23 protein-coding genes are annotated in these 23,270 nt (G+C 72.8%); 12 read left to right on the forward strand and 11 right to left on the reverse strand.

Annotated features, from left to right (window positions below; genetic code table 11):
- Nucleotides 1-271 precede the first annotated feature (271 nt).
- Nucleotides 272-1,720, forward strand: a complete 1,449-nt coding sequence (locus F8271_RS17555; protein ID WP_151490848.1) for an LVIVD repeat-containing protein — start codon at nucleotides 272-274, stop codon at nucleotides 1,718-1,720.
- A 54-nt stretch (nucleotides 1,721-1,774) separates the two neighbouring features.
- On the opposite strand, the gene F8271_RS17560 is transcribed toward F8271_RS17555, so the two are convergent.
- A complete protein-coding gene (locus tag F8271_RS17560; protein ID WP_151490849.1) occupies nucleotides 1,775-2,773 on the reverse strand; it encodes a linear amide C-N hydrolase in 999 nt (332 codons plus the stop codon).
- A 126-nt stretch (nucleotides 2,774-2,899) separates the two neighbouring features.
- On the opposite strand from F8271_RS17560, the gene F8271_RS17565 reads away from it, so the two are divergent.
- The gene (locus F8271_RS17565; RefSeq protein WP_151490850.1) at nucleotides 2,900-4,111 is read left to right on the forward strand and encodes an SLC13 family permease; all 1,212 of its coding nucleotides are present in this window, start codon (nucleotides 2,900-2,902) and stop codon (nucleotides 4,109-4,111) included.
- Between the two features lie 4 nt (nucleotides 4,112-4,115).
- Here F8271_RS17565 and F8271_RS17570 read toward each other — a convergent pair whose 3' ends face one another.
- Genes F8271_RS17570 through F8271_RS17580 form a run of 3 tightly spaced genes read right to left on the reverse strand, consistent with a single transcriptional unit; the run spans nucleotide 4,116 to nucleotide 7,568 of the window.
- Nucleotides 4,116-4,946, reverse strand: a complete 831-nt coding sequence (locus tag F8271_RS17570; RefSeq protein WP_151490851.1) for a MerR family transcriptional regulator — start codon at nucleotides 4,944-4,946, stop codon at nucleotides 4,116-4,118.
- A gap of 59 nt (nucleotides 4,947-5,005) precedes the next feature.
- Nucleotides 5,006-6,595, reverse strand: coding sequence for an asparagine synthetase B (locus tag F8271_RS17575; protein WP_151490852.1), 1,590 nt, complete (start codon nucleotides 6,593-6,595; stop codon nucleotides 5,006-5,008).
- Nucleotides 6,596-6,599: 4 nt separating this feature from the next.
- Nucleotides 6,600-7,568 (reverse strand): DUF5715 family protein, encoded by a 969-nt coding sequence (locus F8271_RS17580; RefSeq protein WP_151490853.1) that lies wholly within the window; start codon nucleotides 7,566-7,568, stop codon nucleotides 6,600-6,602.
- A 234-nt stretch (nucleotides 7,569-7,802) separates the two neighbouring features.
- On the opposite strand from F8271_RS17580, the gene F8271_RS17585 reads away from it, so the two are divergent.
- Nucleotides 7,803-8,918 carry a hypothetical protein gene (locus F8271_RS17585; RefSeq protein WP_225854597.1) on the forward strand — a complete coding sequence of 372 codons (1,116 nt, stop codon included), beginning with the start codon at nucleotides 7,803-7,805 and terminating at the stop codon, nucleotides 8,916-8,918.
- Nucleotides 8,919-9,014: 96 nt separating this feature from the next.
- Here F8271_RS17585 and F8271_RS17590 read toward each other — a convergent pair whose 3' ends face one another.
- Both F8271_RS17590 and F8271_RS17595 read right to left on the reverse strand, forming a co-directional pair.
- Nucleotides 9,015-9,605, reverse strand: a complete 591-nt coding sequence (locus tag F8271_RS17590) for a hypothetical protein (RefSeq protein ID WP_151490854.1) — start codon at nucleotides 9,603-9,605, stop codon at nucleotides 9,015-9,017.
- Nucleotides 9,606-9,758: 153 nt separating this feature from the next.
- Complete coding sequence (locus F8271_RS17595) at nucleotides 9,759-10,277, reverse strand: 2'-5' RNA ligase family protein (protein WP_151490855.1); 519 nt, start codon at nucleotides 10,275-10,277, stop codon at nucleotides 9,759-9,761.
- Nucleotides 10,278-10,714: 437 nt separating this feature from the next.
- Here F8271_RS17595 and F8271_RS17605 point away from each other — a divergent pair, with 437 nt between their 5' ends.
- Nucleotides 10,715-11,014, forward strand: a complete 300-nt coding sequence (locus F8271_RS17605) for a hypothetical protein (RefSeq protein WP_192580337.1) — start codon at nucleotides 10,715-10,717, stop codon at nucleotides 11,012-11,014.
- A 176-nt stretch (nucleotides 11,015-11,190) separates the two neighbouring features.
- Nucleotides 11,191-12,924 carry a DEAD/DEAH box helicase gene (locus F8271_RS17610; protein WP_151490856.1) on the forward strand — a complete coding sequence of 578 codons (1,734 nt, stop codon included), beginning with the start codon at nucleotides 11,191-11,193 and terminating at the stop codon, nucleotides 12,922-12,924.
- Nucleotides 12,925-12,972: 48 nt separating this feature from the next.
- Here the strand turns inward: F8271_RS17610 and F8271_RS17615 are convergent, their stop codons facing one another.
- Entirely contained in the window at nucleotides 12,973-13,200 is a 228-nt protein-coding gene (locus F8271_RS17615; protein ID WP_151490857.1) for a hypothetical protein, read from the reverse strand.
- A gap of 130 nt (nucleotides 13,201-13,330) precedes the next feature.
- Complete coding sequence (gene lon / locus F8271_RS17620) at nucleotides 13,331-15,661, reverse strand: endopeptidase La (RefSeq protein ID WP_151490858.1); 2,331 nt, start codon at nucleotides 15,659-15,661, stop codon at nucleotides 13,331-13,333.
- A gap of 224 nt (nucleotides 15,662-15,885) precedes the next feature.
- Between lon and F8271_RS17625 the strand changes: the two genes are divergently transcribed.
- Both F8271_RS17625 and F8271_RS17630 read left to right on the forward strand, forming a co-directional pair.
- Nucleotides 15,886-16,494 carry a response regulator transcription factor gene (locus F8271_RS17625; protein WP_255473706.1) on the forward strand — a complete coding sequence of 203 codons (609 nt, stop codon included), beginning with the start codon at nucleotides 15,886-15,888 and terminating at the stop codon, nucleotides 16,492-16,494.
- Nucleotides 16,495-16,650: 156 nt separating this feature from the next.
- A complete protein-coding gene (locus F8271_RS17630; RefSeq protein WP_139586539.1) occupies nucleotides 16,651-16,998 on the forward strand; it encodes an Lsr2 family protein in 348 nt (115 codons plus the stop codon).
- 138 nt (nucleotides 16,999-17,136) lie between these two features.
- On the opposite strand, the gene F8271_RS17635 is transcribed toward F8271_RS17630, so the two are convergent.
- Nucleotides 17,137-18,426, reverse strand: a complete 1,290-nt coding sequence (locus F8271_RS17635) for a hypothetical protein (protein WP_151490860.1) — start codon at nucleotides 18,424-18,426, stop codon at nucleotides 17,137-17,139.
- A 283-nt stretch (nucleotides 18,427-18,709) separates the two neighbouring features.
- Nucleotides 18,710-19,594, reverse strand: coding sequence for a DUF2726 domain-containing protein (locus F8271_RS17640; protein ID WP_151490861.1), 885 nt, complete (start codon nucleotides 19,592-19,594; stop codon nucleotides 18,710-18,712).
- A 165-nt stretch (nucleotides 19,595-19,759) separates the two neighbouring features.
- Here F8271_RS17640 and F8271_RS17645 point away from each other — a divergent pair, with 165 nt between their 5' ends.
- From F8271_RS17645 to F8271_RS17665, 5 genes are all read left to right on the forward strand, one after another.
- The gene (locus F8271_RS17645) at nucleotides 19,760-19,948 is read left to right on the forward strand and encodes a hypothetical protein (protein WP_151490862.1); all 189 of its coding nucleotides are present in this window, start codon (nucleotides 19,760-19,762) and stop codon (nucleotides 19,946-19,948) included.
- Nucleotides 19,945-20,289, forward strand: coding sequence for an Asp23/Gls24 family envelope stress response protein (locus F8271_RS17650; protein WP_151490863.1), 345 nt, complete (start codon nucleotides 19,945-19,947; stop codon nucleotides 20,287-20,289). The genes F8271_RS17645 and F8271_RS17650 overlap by 4 nt, the downstream gene beginning before the upstream one ends.
- A 1-nt stretch (nucleotide 20,290) precedes the next feature.
- The gene (locus F8271_RS17655; RefSeq protein ID WP_151490864.1) at nucleotides 20,291-20,809 is read left to right on the forward strand and encodes a DUF6286 domain-containing protein; all 519 of its coding nucleotides are present in this window, start codon (nucleotides 20,291-20,293) and stop codon (nucleotides 20,807-20,809) included.
- Complete coding sequence (locus tag F8271_RS17660; protein WP_151490865.1) at nucleotides 20,806-21,360, forward strand: hypothetical protein; 555 nt, start codon at nucleotides 20,806-20,808, stop codon at nucleotides 21,358-21,360. Before F8271_RS17655 ends, F8271_RS17660 begins: the two co-directional genes overlap by 4 nt.
- Nucleotides 21,361-21,422: 62 nt before the next feature.
- Entirely contained in the window at nucleotides 21,423-22,148 is a 726-nt protein-coding gene (locus F8271_RS17665; RefSeq protein WP_151490867.1) for a helical backbone metal receptor, read from the forward strand.
- Between the two features lie 283 nt (nucleotides 22,149-22,431).
- Here F8271_RS17665 and F8271_RS17670 read toward each other — a convergent pair.
- On the reverse strand, nucleotides 22,432-23,270 hold an 839-nt coding region (locus F8271_RS17670), incomplete at its 5' end, for a TerC/Alx family metal homeostasis membrane protein (RefSeq protein WP_151490866.1).

Raw genomic sequence — 23,270 nt, forward strand, 5'->3', positions numbered from 1 at the left:
GGGCCCGGAGATCGCGGTGCTGCGGCCGGACGGGGTGTGTCGTCGGCGGCCCGGACGGCCACCACCACCAGCACCACCAACACGGCCATCGATATGACGACGGTCAGCAACCGGCCGCGTCGGACGGTCATGCCGCACCCCCCTCAGGTCGAGGTCGCAGCGATCTTATCGATTGACGAGTCCGCATTGATGTGACCCGGGTCACATCGATGATCTCCGAGGGTCGGTAAGGTACCGAACATCGCCATCCCCCTTTCGAAGGGCGTCGCCGATGATCAGACTCATCACCCCCCGGCTTCGACAACTCCGGATCGTCAGCCTGGCCGCCGCGGCCCTCCTGCTGACCAGCGTCGCCGTCGCGACGCCGAGCAACGCCCAGGAGGCGGCGCCACCGGCGGCGTCCGCCGCCAGCGACATCCCGGGCGTCGACGAGATCCGCAGCAGCCCCAACCTGCGCCTGATCGCCAACCTGCCCAAGCAGGCCCCGTTCGACACCACGGCGGCACTCAACAGCGACATGGCCTTCCAGGGCAAGTACGCCTTCGCCGGCAACTACAACGGGTTCGTCATCTACGACATCTCCCGTCCCAGCGCCCCGAAGATCACCTCGCAGGTGAACTGCCCGGGTTCGCAGAACGACATCTCCGTCTACGACAACCTGCTGTTCGTGTCCACCGACTCGTCGCGCAGCGACGACTCGTGCGCGAGCGTCGCGCAGCCCGCGTCCGTCAAGGAGTCGTGGGAGGGCATCAAGATCTTCGACATCAGCGACAAGGCCAACCCGCGGTACATCAAGTCCGTGGAGACCGCCTGCGGGTCGCACACCCACACGCTGGTGCCGGGCAAGGACCGCAAGAACGTCTACCTGTACGTCTCGTCGTACAGCCCGCGGGCCGAATTCCCGGACTGCCAGCCGCCGCACGACTCCATCTCCATCGTCAAGGTGCCGGTGAAGAAGCCGACCCAGGCGTCGGTCATCTCGACGCCGAACCTCTTCCCGGACGGCGGCTTCCCGGGCAGCGGGACCGGCTCGGCGACCACCGGTTGCCACGACATCACCGCGTACCCGTCGAAGGACCTGGCCGCCGGCGCCTGCATGGGTGACGGCATCCTGCTCGACATCAAGAACCGGGAAGCGCCCCGGGTCATCACCCAGGTCCGGGACACGGTCAACTTCGCCTTCTGGCACTCGGCCACGTTCAACAACGCCGGCACCAAGGTCGTCTTCACCGACGAGCTGGGCGGCGGCGGGGCGGCCACCTGCAACGAGACCGTCGGACCCAACCGGGGTGCGGACGCCATCTACGACATCGCCGGTCGCGGCAACTCCCGGACGCTGGAGTTCCGCAGCTACTACAAGATCCCGCGCACCAACGCCGACACCGAGAACTGCGTGGCGCACAACGGCTCGCTGATCCCGGTGCTCGGACGGGACATCATGGTGCAGGCGTGGTATCAGGGCGGCATCTCGGTGTGGGACTTCACCGACTCGAGCCACCCCAAGGAGATCGCCTACTGGGAGCGCGGTCCGCTCTCCGCGACCCAGGCCCTCACCGGCGGCGCCTGGTCGACGTACTACTACAACGGCACCATCTACTCCAACGACATCCAGAAGGGCCTGGACGTCCTGGAGCTGAACGACTGGCGGACCTGGACGGCCAACCTGACCCGGTTCCGTGAGCTGAACGTGCAGACCCAGCCCGGTTACCGGAGCCGGTAGAACCGAGGCGCCACCCGGGACCGGTCCCTCGTCGAGGGGCCGGGCCCGGCCACGTCAGCTCATCGGCAGCCGGTACTCCCGGACGCCACCGGCGGCGGTGACCAGCCTGACCTCGCCGCTGCGCAGGCCGTACGTCACCGACCAGCGGGTGTGCCCCTGCCGGACGGTGGTGAGGATCCGATGCGCCGCCTCGGCGTCCACCACCGCGCCCGCGTCGGTCAGCGCGGCGGCGATCTGCCCGTACCGGCGGTCCTCCCGGCGGCGCTGCTCGGGCACCCCGGCGACCGGCACGTTGGTGAGCGCCTGCCAGCGGCCCGTGCCCCGTTCCACCCGCATCGCCCCGTCGACGAACTCGATCACGGCGGACGCGCCGGTCGCGTCGGCCACCAGATAGTGCAGCGGCGGGCCGCCGTCGAAGTCGAGGTTGTGCCGACCGAACACGGCCACCGCCTCGTCGACCGTGGCGGCCCGGTCCAGCACCAGTCGCAGGATCCGCACCGAACCGACGGTGGGTCTGCCCGGCTGCGGGCGGGCGGTCGCCGCGTCGTCCGCCGCCAACCCCACGGCCAGACCCCGCTCGTTCATCCCGTCGAAGGGCAGCAGCGGCGCGTTGAGCAGCCGGCGGTCGCCGGTCGGGTCCGCGCCGACGCCGAGGTAGGAGATGTCGACCAGCGACACGGCCGCATAGCCGTCCGGCGGGTCGGTCCGCAGCACCAGAGCCGGGTTGGCGTCCCAGTCGAAGTTGCGCGCGAACAGCGGCCGGGCCGGATCACCGGCGGCCACGAACAGCGAGCAGCCGAACGGGCTGGGCGGAGCCGCGTCGGTGCCCACCGTCGGGTCGTACGCCCCGACGTACGTCATCTCGTACAGCGGCAGGTCGTCGACCCGGCGCAGGCTGGCCATCGTCTGCTCGGCCTGGGCGGTGTCCTGGCGCGAGGCGGACGGAGTGGCGCTCGACTCCCCGGCGCGTGAGCGCTGCGGGGGCGTCGAGGCGGCACAGGAGGTCAGAACGAGCAACAGGGCCGTCGTGACGGCCGGCAGGATCCTCCGCATATTCGTTGGACGCTATGGGACCGATCGACGGTTGTCCACCGCCGTGGTTCACGCCTCCGGTGGGGCCGGTCACCTGGGCGGGGGCGGCGGTCCGGCGGGTCGGACGCTGTGCGAGCGTGGTCAGACGTGAAGCCCGTAGCCCCGCCCGAGCCCACCGTGCGCTGGCGTCCGCACCCGCTCGACCTGGTGGCGGTCGTCCTCGCCGTCGTCGGCACGGCCTGCGCGCTGAGCGGGCTGCTGCCGCGCGCCGAGACCACCGACACCCTGCACCGGATCCTGCCGCTGCTGCTCTTCCTCGGCACCGTGATCGTGCTCGCCGAGCTGACCGCCGTGGCCGGTGTCTTCGACGTGCTCGCCAGCCGGCTGGCCATCGCCTCGCGCGGCAGTTGGGCGGCGCTGTTCCTGCTCTGCGGGGGCCTGGCCACGGTGACCACCCTGGCGCTCAACCTCGACACCACCGCCGTGCTGCTCACCCCGGTGCTGCTCGCGCTGGCCCGCACCCTGCGCGTGCCGGCGGGTCCGCTCGCGGTCACCACGGTCTGGCTGGCGAACACCGCGAGCCTGCTGCTGCCGGTGTCCAACCTGACCAACCTGCTCGCCGCCGACCGGGTCGGCCTGGCGCCCCTGGCGTACGCGCAGCGGATGGCGCTGCCGCAGCTCGCCGCGGTGGTGGTCACCATGGTGCTGCTCTGGTACGTCTGGTGGCGGCGCGACCGGCCGGCCGGCGGGCGCTTCGTCCCGCCGGCCCGGCACGTCCCGGCCGATCCGGTGCTGCACCGCACCTCGCTCGCCGGCTGTCTGCTCTTCGTCGCCGGCATCCTCGCCGGGGTGGAGATCGGGCTCGCCTCCACCGTCGCGCTCGCCCTGGTGCTGCTCGGCTTCGTGGTCCGCTCGCCCGCGACGCTGCGCCCCGGGCTGGTGCCGGTACGGCTGCTGCTCTTCGTCACCGGCCTGTTCCTGGTGGTGCAGACTCTCGGCCGACACGGGCTCGACGATGTCGTGGGCGGCCTGCTCGGCGTCGACGGCGGGGCGTGGGGCGCGCTGCGCGCCGGCGGCACGGGCGCGCTGCTGGCCAACGCGGTGAACAACCTGCCGGCCTACCTGGCCGGCGAGTCGGTGCTGCCGGTCGGCGACCACACCCGCCTGCTCGCCCTGCTGATCGGCACCAACGTGGGCCCGCTGGCCGCCCCGTGGGCGTCGCTGGCCACCCTGCTGTGGTTCGAGCGGTGCCGCGCCGCCGGAGTGAGCGTGCCGGTGCGCCGGTTCGTGCTGAGCAGCACCGTGCTCGCGATCGCCGGCACGCTCGCCGCGGTCGGCGCGCTGCTGCTGGTGAGCTGACCGGTCAGGCTCGGTCGACGGCGAGCTGAAGCTCGGTGACGCCCTTCTCCGGGGTGTCCTGGGAGTATTCGAGGTAGACCTCGCGGGCGTATCCGTCGGTGCGGTAACCGTTCTCCTCGATCCACCGGGCGAGCGCCTGCATGCTCGACTCGACATCGTCCATCGAGCCGTGATGGATGATCGTCGCCGCGGTGCGTACCGCCGGCAGGTTCCGCACCACGACGTCGCTGGCCGGGGACACCCCGGCGGCGACGGTCACGCCGGCGTGCACCAGCACCGCGTCGCCGTCATCGTCGGGAGCCGGTTCGTACCAGGCGATGGCCGGGCCGGTCGGCGTGATCCCGCCGTCGGCCAGTCGACGGAACAGCTCCGGGTAGAGCGGCTGGATCACCGGACCGACGTCCTCGGTCTGGTAGCTGGGCGCGACAGCGGTGAGCTCCGCGACCCGAACCGGCGCGATCTCCTTGAGTACGACGTCCTGGGTGGTCATCCGACCCTCCGATTCGATCATCCGGAGCCTCGCCTCGACGGCCGCGAGCCGGGCCGTGTCGGCGACCAGTTGCGCCGCCAGTTGGCTGCGACGCAGTCGCAGCATGCCCCGCAGTTCGACCACGTCGACGGCGTCGTCGAGGATCGTCCGCACCTGGTCGAGGGTGAGACCCAGGTCCTTGAGTGCGATCACCCGGTTGAGCCGGCGCAGTTGGTCGGCCCGGTAGAACCGGTATCCGGTGTGCGGATCGACGGTGGCAGGACCCAGCAGGCCGATGCTGTCGTAGTGGCGCAGCATCCGCACCGACACCCGGCCGAGTCTGGCGAAGTCTCCGATGGTGAACATGGTCCCCTCACGCTCGCCCCTGACACGGTGTCAGAGTCAAGCGTCGTCGGGGGGCGGGTTCAGGGGCGGGCCGGGCGCGGGCCGACCAGCCGGCGGACCATCGGTGCGGCGTTCCACCTCGCCGCGCCGACCAGGTCGCGGGCGTGTTCCAGGACGGTGTAGTCGGGCCGGCTCATTCCGGCGGCGATGGCCCGGTCCAGGTCGTTGCCGCAGCGGGTGAGCAGGGTGTCGAAGTCGCGGCGGACCGGCTCCAACAGGTCGTAGCCGAAGGCGCGGTGCAGCCGGGCGAAGAGCGGCTTGTACAGCCGTACCCGTTCGTGCAGCCCCGACGAGTACGACATGGGGTTCTTCGGCCGCCGCAGGATGTAGTCGGGCAGCACGTCGGCGAACGCCCGCCGGACGATCCACTTCTCCTGCCCGTGGCGCAGCTTCAGCTCCAGCGGCAGCCGCATCGCCAGCTCCACGACGCTGAGGTCGAGGAACGGCACCCGCGCCTCCACCCCGTGCCCCATGGCCGTCCGGTCGACCCGCTGCAACTCGGTGCGGCACAGGTTGCGGATCCGGTGCAGGAACAGCCGACGGGCGGCGCCCGGCCCGACCTGGTGGTACATCGGGTACCCGCCGAACAGCTCGTCGGAGCCGTCGCCGGTGAGCACCACCTTGATGCCGAGGTCCCGCAGCCGCCGGAAGATCGGCACCGAGACCACCGCGTTGATGATGTCGCCGTACTCGGTCAGCTCGGAGATCCGGATCGCCTCGCGCACGTCGGCGAGCCGGATGTCGCGCGGGCGCAGCTCGACCACCACGTGCGGCACGTCGAGGTCGGCGGCGAGCCGCCGCGCGTACGCCACGTCGGGGCTGTCCGGCACGCCGATGGTCACCGCGACGCAGTCCGGGTGGATGTCGCGTACCTGGCGCAGGGTCAGCGAGCTGTCCAGCCCACCGGAGAGGACCACCCCGACGGTGAGGTCGGTGTCCACCCGCATCCGGATGGCGTCGCTCAGCGCGGCACGGACGAGCAGGGCGGCCTCGTCCGGGTCGTCGATGACCGGCAGGCCCTCGCCGATGGTGAGCAGGTCGACGTACGGCCGGAGGCGGACGTGTCCGTCCGCCTGCGCCCAGCCGTGGTGCCCGGGCGGCACCTCGCTGATCGGGGCGCGGTGCCCGACGAGCGCCTTGACCTCGGAGGCGAGGTGCAGGCAGCCGGGCCGTCGGGACCAGTACAGCGGCTTCACGCCGAGCGGGTCGCGGGCCAGGTACACCCGGCCGGTGGCGCGTTCGACGACCGCGAAGGCGTACTCGCCGCGCAGCCGGGTCACCGCCGCCTCGCCCCACTGCTGGAACGCGGCGAGCAGCACCTCGGTGTCGCTCTCGGTGCGGAACACCTGTCCGAGCCGGGTGAGCTGCGCCCGCAACTCCCGGTGGTTGAAGATCTCGCCGTTGAAGCAGAGCAGCCAGCGTTCGTCGGTGGAGGTCCACGGCTGCACCGCCCGATCGCGGTCGACGACCCGCAGCCGGCGGGTGCCGGCGAGCAGACCGTTCTCGGTCCGTGTTTCGGTGACCTCGCCGCGGGGTGCGAGGACGGCGAGCATCCGCCGGAACGTCGCCGGGTCGGCTTCGGGGCCGATGCTCAACGCGATACCGCACATGGGCTCAGACCCCCATCTCGGCCTCGTACGCCCGGCGCAGCCGACGCCGGGCGGTGGGCGCGAGGCACAGGTGCCAGGCCTGCCCCTCGTCGATGACGTTGATCTCGCCGGCTTCCTGGCGGGCCAGCAGCAGTTCCGCGAGGGTGTCGCGCGCACCGAACCGCTCGAACCAGGCCAGCTCGACGTCGACGGAGTAGCCGAGGCAGTGCCCGCTGGGCAGCATCGCGGCGTAGCCGAGGCGGCGCAGCCGGTACTGGTGCTCGGTACTGCGCACGAGGCTGGTCACCCACAGGGGCGGGGTGCTCGACGGCACGGCCGCGGCGAACTCGCGTCCGAGGTCGTTGAGCAGCGCCACCACTTCGCGCCGGGCGCGGCGGAACAGCAGTCCGGCGGTGCGCGGGGCGGCGTCCGGTCGCAGCCGGCGCCGCAGACCGCGCGCCGCCCGGCCCACCATCGTGGCGGGCTGCTCCTGGTAGCGGAAGCGCAGCAGGTCACGGCGGCGCAGCCACTCCAGGTCGACCAGTTCGGCGCTGCCGTTGACCTGGTCGTCGGTGACGAACGTCGGGGCGTCCTGCCACCAGAGCACGTCGATGCGGGAGAGCAGGTAGATGCGGACCAGCGCGGTCAGGTCACGCGCGGACGTGCGCTCGTTCGGCTGGTAGCGGGCCATCTCCAGCAGCAGTGTCTCGCGTGCGCCGATCAGGCCCTGCGGGGTGGCGTCGAGGACGGCGGCGAGTGCCGGTTCGCGCAGCCGCTCGTCGATGAGCACCTGCCGGGCGCGGGTGCTGGTCGCGTCGGCCAGGGCACCGACCTCGACCAGCAACTCGGCGACGGCGCCACGGTAGGCGGCGAGATCGGGTGCGGCAGCGGGAAGGCGCCGAGGGGCGGTCCCGGAGGGCCGACGTCGGTTCGGGGCGGTGGGCGACACGGGCGGACCGGGCTGCTGGCCCGGGCTACGGCTGGGCACTCGCATGACGGGGTCCCTTTCTCCGGTCACGACACTGGGTGGTTCGCCCTGAAACACACCGTAATCATCGGGACCGGAACGGACCGAACAATCCTCCTATCTCCCCTCGAACGGAGCGGGAGGTCGCACTCGCCGATCCGCGTACGAGGGTTGAACGCGGCGGGGTGAGGGCCTCGGGTAGAGCACCTTTGGAGGTGATGTCGTCAACGAATCAGTGCCGCGGACTCTCACCGCCGGCCCGTGAGCGAGCGCTTCGACAGCGCGAGCCTCGTCGGCTGGCAGCGCGCCGGCCAGTGGCGGGTCCGCGACGGCCGACTCGGCGGCAGCGGCGCGCTCACCAGCCGTACCACGGTCGGCGGCGACGTGCGCGCGGAAGCCGACCTGCGGCTCACCGGCGCGACAAGCGCCGGGGTCACCCTCGGCGACCGGGTCGAGGTCCGGGTCGACGCGGCCGCCGGCCGGCTGGTCGCCCGCGACGGCCGCCGCCAGGCCAGCACGCCGCTGCCTGCCGGGCTCGACCTGGGCACCCGACACAACCTGGCCATCGAGGTACGCGGACAGCAGGTCACCGCCGAGCTGAGCCCCGCCCGCCTCGGTGACCAGCTCGCCGTGGTGTCGCTGCGGCTGGACCGCCCGGCGGCCGGCCGACCCGGGTTGACGGCCACCGGCGGCACGGCCGAGTTCGACAACGTCAGCGTGGCGCGGCTGTACCAGCCGGCTCGACGGCCGGTGCCCGAGCCGCGGGTCGGCGCGCCGCTGCCGGCGTACTCCGACGAGTTCCGCGACGGGCTGGACGACGGCTGGCAGTGGGTCCGCGAGGACCCGGCGGCGACCGTGGCCGACGGCGCGCTGCGCTGGCCGGTGCAGGCCGCCGACCTGACCGGCACCGGCAACACGGCGGGCGTGCTGCTGCGTGACGCCCCGCGCGGCGACTACGTCGCGGAGACGACCGTGACGCTGGACCTGGGCGAGGAGACGGTGCGCAACTACCAGCAGGCCGGGCTCGTCGCCTACGTGGACGACGACCGCTTCGCCCGGCTGACGCAGGTGGCGATCTGGAACACCCGGCAGGTCGAGTACGGCTACGAGCTGCCCTTGGCCGGCCAGCCGGTGTACGGCGGCAGCATCGTCGGCACCCCGGCCACCACCACCTGGCTGCGGCTGGCGCACCACGTCGACCCGTCCACCGGCGAGCACGAGTACCGGGCCGGGTCCAGCCGCGACGGGCGTACCTGGACGTGGGGTGCGGTGTGGACGTTCCCGGCCGACACCACTCCCCGGATCGGGCTGGTCGCGCACGGCGGCGCCGACCCGGCGGTCACCGCCGAGTTCGACTACCGGCGCTTCTACCGCTGACGTGACGGATTTCCGACGGCCCGGAGGGCACGAACTCCGGGCCGTTCGGACAGCGCGATTCGCCGGGCGCGTAACCGGGCCTCGACGGGAGATGACCTAGGCGAACGCCAGAACAAGACCCACCACCGTGGCGACGACCGTGAGCCCGCCGACCAGATAGACCCAGCCGGCGTTGAGTCCGACACCCTTGCCCTCGAGCTTGTCCATTCGACTGGCCAGATCGGTGATCAGCCCGGCGTGGCTGTCCCGCACCACCTCGAACTCGACCCGGGCAATGAACGTCTTGGTCTGGTCGGAGAGGGCCTGCCGGAACTCGTTGACACTCTCGAAGCGCTTCTCGGTGGCGGTCTCCGACTTCGTCACCGCCTTGTCGGCCGACGCGAGGGCCAGCCCGACCTGCGCTGCCTGCGCGTCGATCTTGGTGTTGACATGTGCCAGCTTGGCGTCGATCAGCCGTTCAAGGGCGTCGAGGCGCTGCTCCATGCGCCGCTCCACCTCGTGACGCGGGTCATCGGCCGGGTCGCGGCTTCTCGGGGCTGATCGTTCGCTCGTCACCGGTCGCGGTTCCTTCCCCTCCGATGCCACCACGGCGTTACCCTCGATCAGCGCCCTCGGGAGGGAAGCGGTAGCAGACTCATCGCCGCGGCGGCGCACTCGCGCCCAGGTCAGCGATGACAGGAACACCATCCACACCACGACGCTGAGGTAGGCCCACCATAGGTCGGCAGGGCACAAAAGGCCAGGTCACGGCCCATTTGCGACACCTATTACCTGCACCACGTGACCCCTCGGCACGGACGATGGCCACGGTGCGACAGGCATCGATAACGCGCGCGCCGACTAACGGAGCCGGGTCAGCGGGGTCACCGTCCGGTCCGTGCCGTCGTAGCTGCGCGCCGCGTCGAACGAGCCCGTCGGGCGCTGGCCACCGGTCACGGCGCGGGCCAGCCGCAGGTCCGCGTCGCGGAACCGCAGCGCCAGGCTGAGGTGCGGCACCCACGCTCCCGGAGCGTGCCAGGGGCGCTGCCCGGCGGCCTCGGCGAGGACGTCCCAGACCGCGGCGTGCAGCGCGGTCAGCGCCGGTGTGGGTCGTACGAGCCAGACCAGCGGGGCGCTGCCGTCGAGGACGACGACCCGGTCGAGCGCGACCGGCACCGGCAGCGCGGCGTCGAACAGCTCGGCCAGGCGGTGTCCGACGCCGACCGGGAAGTCGTCGACGGCGGCGAGGGTCAGATGAGGCCGGTTGGTCGGATGAATGGTGCGGGCGAGGCTGGGCAACCTGGCGGCCGCCAACCGACTCCAGACCGTCCGGATCGCGGCGTCCAACCCCGCTGAGCAGACCAGTTCCACCGTGCGCACCCCCGACACGCTAGCGGGATCGGCCCCGGCGGTAGGGGTGGTGGCCTACCTGATGACCCTGCGGGACGAGGCCGCCGAGCAGCACCACGGCACGACGGCGGCCGACCTCGACGACCGGTTCGTCGCCTGGGCGCGATCCCGGTAGCCGGTCGGGTCGGGACGCGGCTGCGGTCCGGCTCCCGGGTCAGGCCGATCGCGGGCAGCAGCACACTCGCCCACACACCGGTGGCCAGCGACGGCAGCGTCGCCCGGCGAGCACGGTGCAGCCGGCGGTCCGCCCGGGGAATCACCGTCTCGCTCGCCACGCGTCGGTCCTAGGACCGGCCCGCGCCCGACCCACCCGTGCGAGTTGTCACGGTCGGACCGTGCGCCCCGCACAGCTTTTCCGTGACGGACGCGCCTGCCCCTCGCACCGAGACGCCGGCAGGGTCAACGGCATGGAGAAGACACGGATGTACGCGGACACCGCAATCCCCGTACGGCAGCCCGGCTCGCTGCCCACCGCGCAGTCGGCACCCTCCGACGCGGCGCCCTCCCACGGCACCCGGCGGCTGCTGTGGCATCTCGCCGAGATGGCGCTGGCGATGGTCGCCGGGATGGTGCTGCTCGGGCCACTCTGGGAGGTGGCCGGCACGGCCCTGGGTGTTGCCGGCGCACTGGCCCGGCCGGAGGTGGCCGCCCTCGTGCTCGACGCCGCCCTCGGCGGGATGATCCTGGCGATCCTGACCACCACCTGACCCGGACGCCGACCACCGCCACGATCCGCGCAGTTGCGGTGATGGGCTGCCTCAGGCGTCACAGAGGCAGCACCATCACCGAAGTTGCGCGGATCGTGCGGGGTGCCGGGGGCGGCCGGGGCGCTCTTGTGCCGGTCGGCGCAGCGGCCCCGACGGCGTGATGAAAGGCTTGACCCATGAGTTCCGCACCTGCACAGCACGACGCACCGACCGACACCACCCCCGACGGCACCGACGAGGCGAACGCCTTCACGGAGCTCGGGTTGCGCGCCGAACTGCTGGGCGCCCTGGCCGCCCTCGGTTACGAGGAGCCGACCCCCATCCAGCGGGAGGCCATCCCGCCGCTGCTGGACGGCCGGGACCTGCTGGGTCAGGCGGCCACCGGCACCGGTAAGACGGCGGCGTTCGCGCTGCCGCTGCTGCACCGGATGGTGGCGCACCGCGACGGTGGGGACCCGGTGGCGCTGGTGCTGGTGCCGACGCGGGAGCTGGCGGTGCAGGTGTCCGAGGCGTTCCACCGCTACGGCAAGGACCTGGGTGCGCGGGTGCTGCCGATCTACGGGGGGCAGCCGATCGGGCGGCAGCTGCGGGCCCTCGACAGCGGCGTGGACGTGGTGGTGGCCACCCCGGGTCGGGCCCTCGACCACATCGCGCGGGGCACCCTGCGTCTCGGTGGCCTGGCCACGGTGGTGCTCGACGAGGCCGACGAGATGCTCGACATGGGCTTCGCCGAGGACATCGAGGCGATCCTGGAGCACGCCCCGGCGCAGCGCCAGACGGTGCTCTTCTCGGCCACCATGCCGTCGCGGATCGACGGGATGGCCCGCCAGCACCTGCGCGAGCCGGTCCGGATCGAGATCGGCCGGGAGCAGACGGTCGCCGGTGAGGCGCCCCGGGTGCGGCAGAGCGCGTACATCGTGACGCGGGCGCACAAACCGGCCGCGCTGGGCCGGGTTCTGGACGTCGAGTCGCCGACCGCCGCGATCGTCTTCTGCCGCAGCCGGGAGGAGGTGGACCGGCTGACCGAGACGATGAACGGCCGGGGCTACCGTTCCGAGGCGCTGCACGGCGGGATGAGCCAGGAGCAGCGCGACCGGGTGATGGGCCGGCTGCGCGCCGGCACCGCCGACCTGCTGGTGGCCACCGACGTTGCGGCCCGTGGGCTGGACGTCGAGCAGCTCACCCACGTGGTCAACTACGACGTGCCGTCGGCCCCGGAGTCGTACGTGCACCGCATCGGCCGGGTGGGCCGGGCCGGGCGGGAGGGTGTGGCGATCACCCTCGCCGAGCCGCGCGAACACCGGATGCTCAAGACCATCGAGCGGGTGACCGGCCAGCGGATCACCATCGACAAGATTCCCACCGTGGCGGACATGCGTACCCGTCGGCTGGAGCTGACCCAGGCGGCGCTGCGGGAGAGCCTGCTGGAGGACGACCTGGACCCGTTCCGGGTGATCGTGGAGACGCTGACCGACGAGTTCGACCTGATGGAGGTCGCGCTCGCCGCCGTGAAGCTGGCACACGAGGTGACGTCGCCGGGCTCCGACGACGAGGAGGAGATCCCGCAGGCGCCGGTGCGCGGGCCGCGCGAGGGTCGACCGGAGACCGGCGGCCGGGGCGGCGACCGGCGCGGCGCAGGGCGGCCGCGGTCGGCCGGCGGCAACACCGTCCAGGTCTTCGTCGGCCTGGGCCGACGTGCCGGCGTACGCCCGCAGGACCTGGTCGGCGCCATCACCGGGGAGACCGGGATCCGCGGCCGGGACATCGGCTCGATCGAGATCGCCGACCGGTTCTCGCTGGTGGAGGTGCCGCAGGGGGTGGCCGACGAGGTGATCTCCGGGTTGCGCTCCAGCACGATCAAGGGCCGCAAGGCCACGGTGCGTCGCGACCGCGGTGGCGACCAGCGCTGAGCACGCCGCCGGCGACCGCCGGGGTACGACGGTCGCCGGCGCTGTCGATCAGAAGGAGTACGGGCCGAAGCGGCCCCACGCCACCACCGCGGCGAGGACGAGCAGGACCGCGCAGGTGATCGCGCCCTGGATCTCCATCCGACGCTCCGCCGCCGTGTCGCGCTTCTTCCGGTCGCGCAGGTGCACCAGGATGCCCCCGACCATGACGATGACCAGCCCGACGGCGGCGAAGATGACGGCGAGCAGGATCTGGATGACCCAGAGCACGACGTTCACGGGGGTTTCCTCCAGGGGGACCGCCTCGCGGCGGAGGCAGCTGAGCGTTCACGCGAGACAGTAGCCCCCATGCGCGTACATCGATGACCCCCGCCGTCGGAAGACGGCGGGGGTCATCGGGTTCGGAGCGTCAGACCGTGAAGAGCGCCGGACCGTCCAGTGCCTGGACGTCGGCCGGGCGCAGCGCCAGGGCGAGCACGTCGGCCACGTCGGCCAGGGTGTGCACGGTCAGCGCCTCGCGCACCTCGGCCGGCAGGTCGTCCAGGTCCGGCTCGTTGCGCGCCGGGATGATGACCTCGGTGAGGCCGGCCCGGTGCGCGGCGAGCAGCTTCTGCTTCACCCCACCGATCGGCAGCACCCGACCGGAGAGCGTCACCTCACCGGTCATCCCGAACTCGGGGCGGACCGGGCGGCCGGTGACCAGCGACGCCAGTGCCGTCACCATGGTGATGCCGGCGCTCGGGCCGTCCTTGGGCACCGCGCCCGCCGGGACGTGCAGGTGGATCCGGCGTCCCGCCAGGGCGTTCGGGTCGATGCCGAGCCGGCGCCCGTTGGAGCGCAGGTACGACAGGGCGATGTGCGCCGACTCCTTCATCACGTCGCCGAGCTGGCCGGTCAGGGTCAGCCCCGGCTCGCCCTCCATGCTCGTCGCCTCGATGAAGAGCACGTCCCCGCCGGCGCCGGTGACGGCGAGGCCGGTGGCCACGCCGGGCACCGCGGTCCGCTCGGCCGACTCCGGGGTGAACTTCGGTCGACCCAGGTAGCCGGTGAGGTTGTCGGTGTCGACGCGTACCGGCGTCGGGTCGGTCGCCAACGTCACCGTCACCTTGCGCAGAATCTTCGCGAGGGCACGTTCGAGCTGCCGGACACCGGCCTCGCGGGTGTACTCCCCCGCGATCAGCGCCAACGCCTCGTCGGCGACGGTCACCTCGTCGGCGGTCAGCCCGGCCCGCTCCCGCTGCCGGGGCAGCAGGTGGTCCCGGGCGATGGCGACCTTCTCGTCCTCCGTGTACCCGTCCAGCATGACCAGCTCCATCCGGTCCAGCAGCGGGCCGGGGATCGACTCCACCACGTTCGCGGTGGCCAGGAAGAGCACGTCGGACAGGTCCAGGTCGACCTCCAGGTAGTGGTCCCGGAAGGTGTGGTTCTGGGCCGGGTCGAGCACCTCCAGCAGGGCGGCGGCCGGGTCACCGGCGTAGCCCGCGGACACCTTGTCCACCTCGTCGAGGAGCACGACCGGGTTCATCGAGCCGGCCTCGCGCAGCGCGCGGACGATCCGGCCGGGCAGCGCGCCGACGTAGGTGCGCCGGTGACCGCGGATCTCCGCCTCGTCGCGGACACCGCCCAGGGAGACCCGGACGAAGTTGCGCCCGAGCGCCCGGGCGACGGACTCGCCGAGGCTCGTCTTGCCCACTCCGGGAGGACCGGCGAGGGCGAGCACCGCACCGGAGCCGCGACCGCCGACCACGCCGAGGTTGCGCTCGGCGCGACGGTTGCGCACCGCCAGGTACTCCAGGATGCGGTCCTTCACGTCGGCCAGGCCGGCGTGGTCGGCGTCGAGCACCGCCCGGGCCGCGGCCAGGTCGGTGTTGTCCTCGGTACGCGTGCCCCACGGCATCTCGAGGACGGTGTCCAGCCAGGTGCGGATCCAGCCCGCCTCCGGGGAGGCGTCACTGGCCCGCTCCAGCTTGCCGACCTCACGCATGGCCGCCTCGCGGACCTTGTCCGGCAGCTCGGCGCTCTCCACCCGGCTGCGGTAGTCCGCCGAGCCGTCCGGCTCGTCCTCGCCCAGCTCCTTACGGATCGCGGCGAGCTGCTGGCGCAGCAGGAACTCCCGCTGGGACTTCTCCAGCCCCTCGCGGACGTCACTGTTGATCTGCTCGGTGACCTCCTGCTCGGCCAGGTAGTCCTTGACCCAGCCGACCAGCAGCTCCAGCCGGGCGGTGACGTCCGGCGCGGCGAGCAGCTCGGTCTTCTGGTCCAGGGTCAGCCAGGGCGCGTAGCCGGCCGAGTCGGCCAGCTCGGACAGGTCGGTCATCCGCTCCACCGCGTCGATGACCTGCCAGGCGCCCCGCTGCTGGAGCACGGAGGTCACCAGGGCGCGGTACTCGCGGGCGAGTTCGCGGGCCTTGCCGGCGGGGGCGGGTTCGTCGAGTTCGGTCGCCTCGACCCAGAGTGCGGCGCCGGGGCCGGGCACGCCGGAGCCGATCCGGGCCCGGGACAGGCCACGGATGACGGCGGCGGGCTCACCCTCGGGCAGCCGGCCGACCTTCTCGATGGTGGCGACCACGCCGACCGGGCCGTACTCGCCGTCGATACGCGGCACGGCCAGCAGCTTGCGGTCGCCGGTCGCCCGTGCCGCGTCGATGGCGGCCTGGGTGGTCGGGTCGAGGGTCACCGGGATGACCATGCCGGGCAGCAGCACGGCGTCGGTCAGGGGAAGTACCGGAAGAGTTGCCATCGAACACCTGCTATCGCGTTGAGTTGAGCGTGTCTCACTCAAGTAACAAAGCGTTCCCCTTGTTCCGGGCTGTGACCCAGACCACTCTCCAGCCCGTCGGATCGGCACACCGGGCAGGCGTCGCAACCGGCCCCGTTCCACCCATCGGGGCGTCGCGGCATGATCGGCACCCGTCGGGGAACGGCGCAGACATGCCGGACGGCACCACCATTCGACTCGCGGTCGTGGACGACCAACCCCTCTTCGTCCGCGGCCTGGAACTGCTGCTCCCGGTGACCACCGACGGCCGCGTCGAGGTGGTCGGCTCGACCCGCGACGCCACCGCCGCGGCGGGCCTGGTCAGCCGCTGCCACCCGGACCTCGTCCTGGTCGACCTGCACCTGCCACCACCCGGTGGCGTCGGGGCGGTGGCGGCGATCCGGCGCACCACCCCACGGGTACGGGTGGTCGCGATGTCCCGATCCGCCGATTCGGCACCGACACTCGACGCGCTGCGGGCCGGCGCCGAGGGATATCTGCCCAAGACCAGCGAGCCGGAGGAACTGCTGCCTCCGCTGCTGGCCATCCTCGACGGGTGGGCGGTGCTGCCGGCGGAACTGCTGCGCGTCCTGCTGGGCCCCTCGCGCGCCACACCGGTCGACCTGGACGGCGGGGAGCGCCGGCTGCTGCGCGCGATAGCCGCCGGCCGCAACACCGTCGATATCGGCGAGGAACTGCACGTCTCGGAGCGGACGGTGAAACGGATGACCGCCGCGCTACTGCGCAAGCTGCGGGTGTCCAACCGGGCGGAGGCGGCCGCCGTGGCCGGTCGGGCCGGCCTGCTCGGCGAATGAGCCACCGCCACCCCGCGATTCGGCGCCGATTCCGGTTTTCCCCCGACGTGCCGAATCACGACTCGCCGAAATGAAAGCGACGCATATTGTTGCGGTTTCCCCGGGTAGTAGGTCAGACTTTGGACACATCCCGCCACACACAGGGAGTAATCGGCAATGGCGAGAAAAGTAATCACGGTCCTGACCGACGACCTCGACGGCGGGAAGGCCGACCGGACGGTCGAGTTCAGTCTCGACGGCGTGGCCTACACGATCGACGTCTCGGACGAGAATGCCGGCGTCCTACGCAAGGCGCTGGATCCGTACATCAATGCGGGACGGCGCATCGGGCGAGGTGCCGTGGAGAACACCCGGACCGTTCGGCGGCCGGGCCGGCCCAGCGGCGCGGGAATGGATCGGGAGCAGAACCGGGCCATCCGGGAGTGGGCCGTCAAGAACGGCTACAAGATTTCCGAACGGGGCCGGATCCCGGTTGAGGTCGTTGAGGCGTACAAGAACCGCTGACTGGACGACACGCGGACGGGGTCCCGCCGGAAACGGCGTGGCCCCGTCCGCGTGTCGGAGCACCGATACGACGGGCGGCGGCCGGTCACCCCGGGCTGTCGCCCCGGGGCGACCGGCCGCCGCCCGTCGTCCTGCGACTCAGTTGACCGCGATACGCACCGAGTCGAACGCCGGCGTCTGGTTGGCCCGCTCCATCATCGGCAGGCGGTGCGAACCGTCACCGGCCCAGACCGAACACTGCGCGGTGCCCGACTCCGGCAGACCCGGGATCTGGATGGTCACCTCGTCCGGCTGGGCGCCACCACGACCGTCCTCGGTGGCCACGAAGAACGCGGGCACCTCCTGCGGCTCCGGCGGGGTGGTCAGGCTGTCCAGCATCCGGCACGCGGTGTGGAAGTGGCCCCGGACCAGGCCCTGGTCGTTGAGCAGCGAGCTCTCCACGTAGTACCCGCCCTGGCCGGCGGCCAGGAAGCGGTCCCGGACCAGGTTGCGGGTGCTGACCCGGAGGGTGAACGCCTGGTTGCGGCCCACCTGCTGGGGGAACTGGGTGATCAGCAGGGAGGGGTTGTTGGCGGCCGCGCCGACCTCACCGAACTCGGTGCTCACGCAGCGGTTGCCGTTCTGGAAGCCGTCGTGCGGCTGAAGCTGGCTCTCGTCACAGTCGTTGGCCAGCACACCGAGCCCGGCACCGGGGGCGTTGCCACCGGTGTTCCCGCCGCCGTTGTTGTTCCCACCGCCGTTGTTGCCACCGTTGTTGTTGCCGCCGTTGTTGTTGCCGCCGCCGGTGTTCCCGCCGCCGGTGTTCCCGCCGTTGCTGCCGGTCGGCTGCACCTGACACTCGGCGAGCTGCGACAGACCCTGCGGGCGGGGCCCGACCCGGTCGATGGCGGTCGTGATGCGGTCCAGCACCGCGCGGCGCTTGCCGGCCAGCGGTTGGAGGATCGCACTGCGGATGAACGCCTCACCCTTGCTGCCCTCGGCGGCGAGCCGGCGGTCGGCCTCGGCGATCTGGGTCGTCAACTGGGCGAGGTTGCGGTCCACCTCGCCCCGCGCCCGCTCCGGCACCTGCGGCAGCTTCGACGCCACGTCCGGGCAGGCGACGGCGGAACCGGTGCCGACCGTGCCGTCCTTGCCGTCCTCGCACTCGGGGACCGACTGCTGCCCGTCACCCCAGTGATTGCGCACCCACCGGCCGTTCTGCCAGGTCCGGCTGGTCGAACCGTTTCCACTCGGCGCGGTCGCGCCCGGACTCGGTTCCACGCACTGCCCGGCAGCCGGGCGGGGCTTGTTAGTCCGCCGATCCTGGGCCGAGGAAATCTGGGTCACGGCGACAACTCCGCCGAAGACCACCAGCGTGCCGACAACGGCCAGCAGACGCTTGCTCCGCGCGTTGCCGGAAGACCGGCGCGCCCGTGTGGACCTGCGCATCGAATTGCTCTCCTTCTCGATCCGGTACTGGATTCCTGCCCTCGGCGGACCGACGGATTTGAGATGGCACGCGTCAACGGCGGCCACCACGACCTACCCGGTGATGTGTCGACGGCCGACGATGCCCTTTCCGCACCGTCCTCCGCGTCAGGTCGACGCGGATGGGGAGATCCTCTTCATTCGCGCAGGAGTACGGGACCGCGACGGGGATGGTTCAACCACCGCACAGGAAAATTGTCGCGAGCCAGCGCGGAGCCGGATCAGCTGGGAAAACGGACGCCGGTCAGTCGGCGCACAGGTGGTCGAAGGCGAACCCGCCGACCAGTTCGTCGCGGCGCCGGCTCAGGTCGGCGATCCGCGCCGTGAGTTCGGCGCGCGGCACCAGCTCCGCGCCGTCGGCCCCGGCGGTGCGCAGCCGCTCACCGACAGCGACCGTGGCGAGGTCCTCGGCCAGCCGGGCCGCGCCGATACCGCAGGAGAACCGGTGCTCGATCACCGAGACCCGCTCGACGAGGCACACGTCCGGGCGCACCTGCACCCAGCTCCACCCCTGCGCCGGCCCGTCCGCCCAGCGCACGTGCAGCCCACGCACGATCGGGTCGGCCAGCCGCCCGGCCACGTACGCCTCGACCGCGGCCGCCCGGGTCAGCGCGCCGAGGTCGTTCACCGGCCCGGTACGGCCGTCCGGCAGCCGGCCGAGGATGTCCCGGAAGCCCACCGGGGCTGGCTCGTCCGCGCCGGCGCTCGACCCGGTGGCGCCCGCCGCGTAGTCCCGCGCGTCGATCACGTACTCCACCAGGCGTCGGCCGTGCTCGCCGGCCCGCAACGTCGGCGACCCGATCCGCAGCACCGGCAGCCCCACCGCCGCGCTCACCGCATCCTTCAGCCGCTCGGCGCGCTGCTCCGCCGAACCCGCGGGCGGCACCGGGCCGATCTCCACGGCGACGACCGGGCACCCGGTGTCGGCGGCGCAGACCACGAAGTCGAACGCGGCCCGGCTCGCCGAACTCCACTGGCTGCCGGTGACACCCGGCGGGCGTCCCTGGACGAGGTCGCTGAGTCGACGCGCCGGATACACCCGGTGGCCGGCACGGCTGAGCAGCGTCCCCCCGCCGTCGGCGGGCGCCGCCCGCAGCCAGCCGCGGTCGTCGCTGCCGGTGCTCGTCATCTGCCTGATCCATCCGCCGGTCGGTCGGGCCGGGCCGAGTCTAGGTGGTCGATCATGGCGCTTCGCGCCGCGCTGTGACCGGGATCACAGTCGCGCGACGTTCCGGGGGTGGCCGTCGGGTATCCAGCGGCATCGCCGGTACCGCACCGGCCGGGAGGTGACGCCATGTCGCGACAACAGTTCGGCTTCCTCGCCGGGTTCCTCGTGGTGTCGGTCTGGGCGCTCGCCGGCCCGGGCACCGCCGGCCTCGCCGTGCTCGCCGGCCTGCTCGGCTGGCTGGTCGTCCGGGTGCTCGACGGCGACGTCGCGGTCACCGGGCTGGGCGACCGCGTCGGCCCTCGGCGGCACCGATGACCGCCCGCCCGACGACCGGGACCGCGAGCGGCCTCGTCCCGACCGACTCGGCGAAGGTCACCCGCATCGCGGTCGAGGCCGCCGGCCGGGTGCCCGGGGTGTGCGGCGTCCGCCCGGCCATGGTCCGCCTGGACGACCGGTCCGTGGGCCTCGACCTGCACCTCATCACCTGGTACGGCCACAGCGTCCCGGCGGTCGCCGAGGCGGTCCGGGCGGCGGTCGCCGACCGCGTGCACGCCGACACCGGCCTCACCGTGGCGGCGGTGACGGTCACGGTCGACGACCTGCTCGTCCCCGGGGTCGACGGCGCCGGATCGACCGGCCAGAGAGCCGGCGGCTGAGATGCGCGCCGCCAACCGCGTCGCCTCCCTGCTGCTGGCCGTCGTCCTGCTGGCCGGCGGGGTCCTGCTCGCCGCGCAGGCGCTGCTGACCACCCTGGACCGCCCGCTGCTCGACCACGACGCCTGGTACGCCACGCTGTCCGGCACCCGATGGCGTGACCCGTCGGTGCGGGCGGTGGCCGGCGCGGCGCTGCTGCTCGGCCTGTTCATCCTCGTCGCCCAGGTGCGCCGGTGGACGCCGGTACGACTGAGCGCCGACGAGCCCGACGGCTGGCACCTGCACCGCCGCTGCCTGGAACGACGGCTGGCCGACGCGGCGGCCGCCGTCGCCGGCGTCCACCGGGCCCGGGTCCGGATTCGCCGCCACGGCGGCCAGTGGCGGCCCCGGGTGCGGGCCAGCGGCGACCCGGCCGCCCGCGGCGAGGTCGAGTACGCGGTCCGTCAGGAACTGCGCCGACTCGCCGCGCCGAGGACCGGCCGGATCGACGTGCGGCTGCTCCAGCGCGGACGACCGGCGTGAGCAACGCCGCACACCGACTCCTGTGGACGGTCATCGCGCTGCTGCTGGTGGCCGGCGGCGCGGTGGCACTGGCGGCCAGCTTCGGCGACCTGCCCGGCGGTGACACCGGCGCGCCGCTGCTCCCCGCCGGTCTGCGGGACCGGTGGCACCTGGCCGCGCCGTTCAGCACCCTGGCCGTGGTGGTCGCGGGCACACTGCTCGCCCTCGCCGGACAGCGCCTGTTGGCCCGGGAACTGCGCGGGCAGGCGCTGCGCGGCACCCTGAGCCGCCCCGGCCGCCGCCCCGGCCGCACCCGGCTGGCCGCCGACCTCCTCACCCAGGCGCTGGAACGCGACCTGACCGGCGACCCCGCCGTACGAGCGGCCCGCGTGGTGCTCACCGGCGCGCCACCCCACCCCGACGTGTGGATCCGGGTGGACCTGACCGCCGACGCCAGGGCGGCCGGCGTACGCGAGCACGTCCACGCCGCGGTCCGCCGGTTCGCCGCGACCGCCGGCTGCCAACCCGCGCACCTCGACGTGACCGCCCGGATCGAGACCGGACGACCCTGACCGGCGCCACGCCGACCCGCCGGGCATGATCGGTGCACGGGCGGCGGACGGAGGTACGCGGGGTGCGGGTGGTGTCGCTGGTGCCGTCACTGACCGAGGCCGTCGCGCTGACCCTCCCCGGGACACTGGTCGGCGCCACGGACTGGTGCAGCCACCCGGCCGATCTGGACGTCGCCCGCGTCGGCGGCAGCAAATACCCCGACCTGGACCGGGTCCGCGCCCTACGACCCGACCTGGTGCTGCTCAACGTGGAGGAGAACCGGCGGGCCGACGCCGACGCCCTGCGCGCGGCCGGCGTGCCGGTACGCGTCACCTATCCGCGCACCGTCCCCGGGGCGTTGACCGAGCTGGGCGAGCTGCTGACCGAACTCGGCGCGCCGGCCGAACCGGCCTGGCTGACGGCCGCGAGACAGGCCTGGGCCGACCCGCCCCGGCTCGCACCTGCCCGCCGGGCGGTGGTGCCGGTCTGGCGGCGGCCGTGGGTGGTGCTCGGCGGCGACACGTTCGCCGGCGACGTGCTGCGCCGGCTCGGCGTGATCAACGCCTACGACGAGCATCCCGAACGCTATCCCCGCCCCAGCCTCGACGATCTGCGCGACCGATCACCGGAGCTGGTGGTGCTGCCCGACGAGCCGTACCTCTTCACCGCCGACGACGGGCCGGAGGCGTTCCCCGACGTACCCTGCGCTCTGGTCTCCGGCCGGCACCTCACCTGGTACGGCCCGTCCCTGGCCGAGGCGCCCGCGCTGCTGGCCGACCAGCTGTCCCGGCCGGTCCGCGCCCACTGACCCGGCGCTCCTCGGCCGGCGGCGCGGGCACTGACCCGGCGTTCCTCAGCCGGCGGCGCGGGCACTGACCCGGCGTTCCTCAGCCGGCGGCGCGGGCACTGACCCGGCGTTCCTCAGCCGGCGGCGCGGGCACTGACCCGGCGTTCCTCAGCCGGCGGCGCGGGCACTGACCCGGCGTTCCTCAGCCGGCGGCGCGGGCACTGACCCGGCGTTCCTCAGCCGGCGGCGCGGGCACTGACCCGGCGTTCCTCAGCCGGCGGCGCGGGCACTGACCCGGCGTTCCTCAGCCGGCGGCGCGGGCGCGTCTGGCGGCCACGACGCTGGCGCCGATGGACGCGGCCAGGCTCAGCACCACCACCGCGAGGGTCAGCCAGATCGGCAGCTTGCCCACCGGCGTCTCGGCCAGGATCAGCTTCGCCCCCGCGAACGCGAGCACCAGGGCCAGCCCGTAACGCAGGTAGGCGAAGTGCCGCAACAGACCGGCCAGGCAGAAGTACAGGCTGCGCAGCCCCAGCACGGCGAACGCGGTGGCCGTCCAGAGCAGGAACGTGTTGGTGGTGATGGCCAGGATCGCCGCCACCGAGTCGATCGCGAAGACGATGTCGGTGGCCTCGATCGCGACCAGCGTCACCAGCAGCAGCGTCGCCACCCGTCGCCCGTCGACCCGGGCGGTGAAACGGTCGCCGTGGTATCGGGCGTCGGTGGGCACCACCCGCCGGAACAGCCGCACGACCGGGTTGCGGTCCGGGGCGACGTCCGGCTCCCCGCGTACGGCCAGCCGCCAACCGGTCCAGATCAGAAACGCCCCCAGCACGACCCCCGCCCAGGTGAGCCGCTCCAACAACTCGGCACCGGCGAAGATGAACAGCAGTCGGAAGCCGAGCGCCCCCACGACGCCCCAGAACAACACCTTGTGCTGATAGCCGTCGGGCACCCGGAAGTAGCCGAACAGCAGCGCGAAGACGAAGACGTTGTCCACCGACAGCGCCTTCTCCAGCAGGTAGCCGGAGTAATACGCGATGGCCGGGTCGCCACCCAGGCCGAACCAGACGACCAGCCCGAACAGCAGGCCCGCCCCCACCCAGACGGCGCTCCACAGCAGCGCCTCACGCAGCCCGATGA

Source organism: Micromonospora sp. ALFpr18c (assembly GCF_008868155.1).
In the GTDB taxonomy this organism is placed as follows: domain Bacteria; phylum Actinomycetota; class Actinomycetes; order Mycobacteriales; family Micromonosporaceae; genus Micromonospora.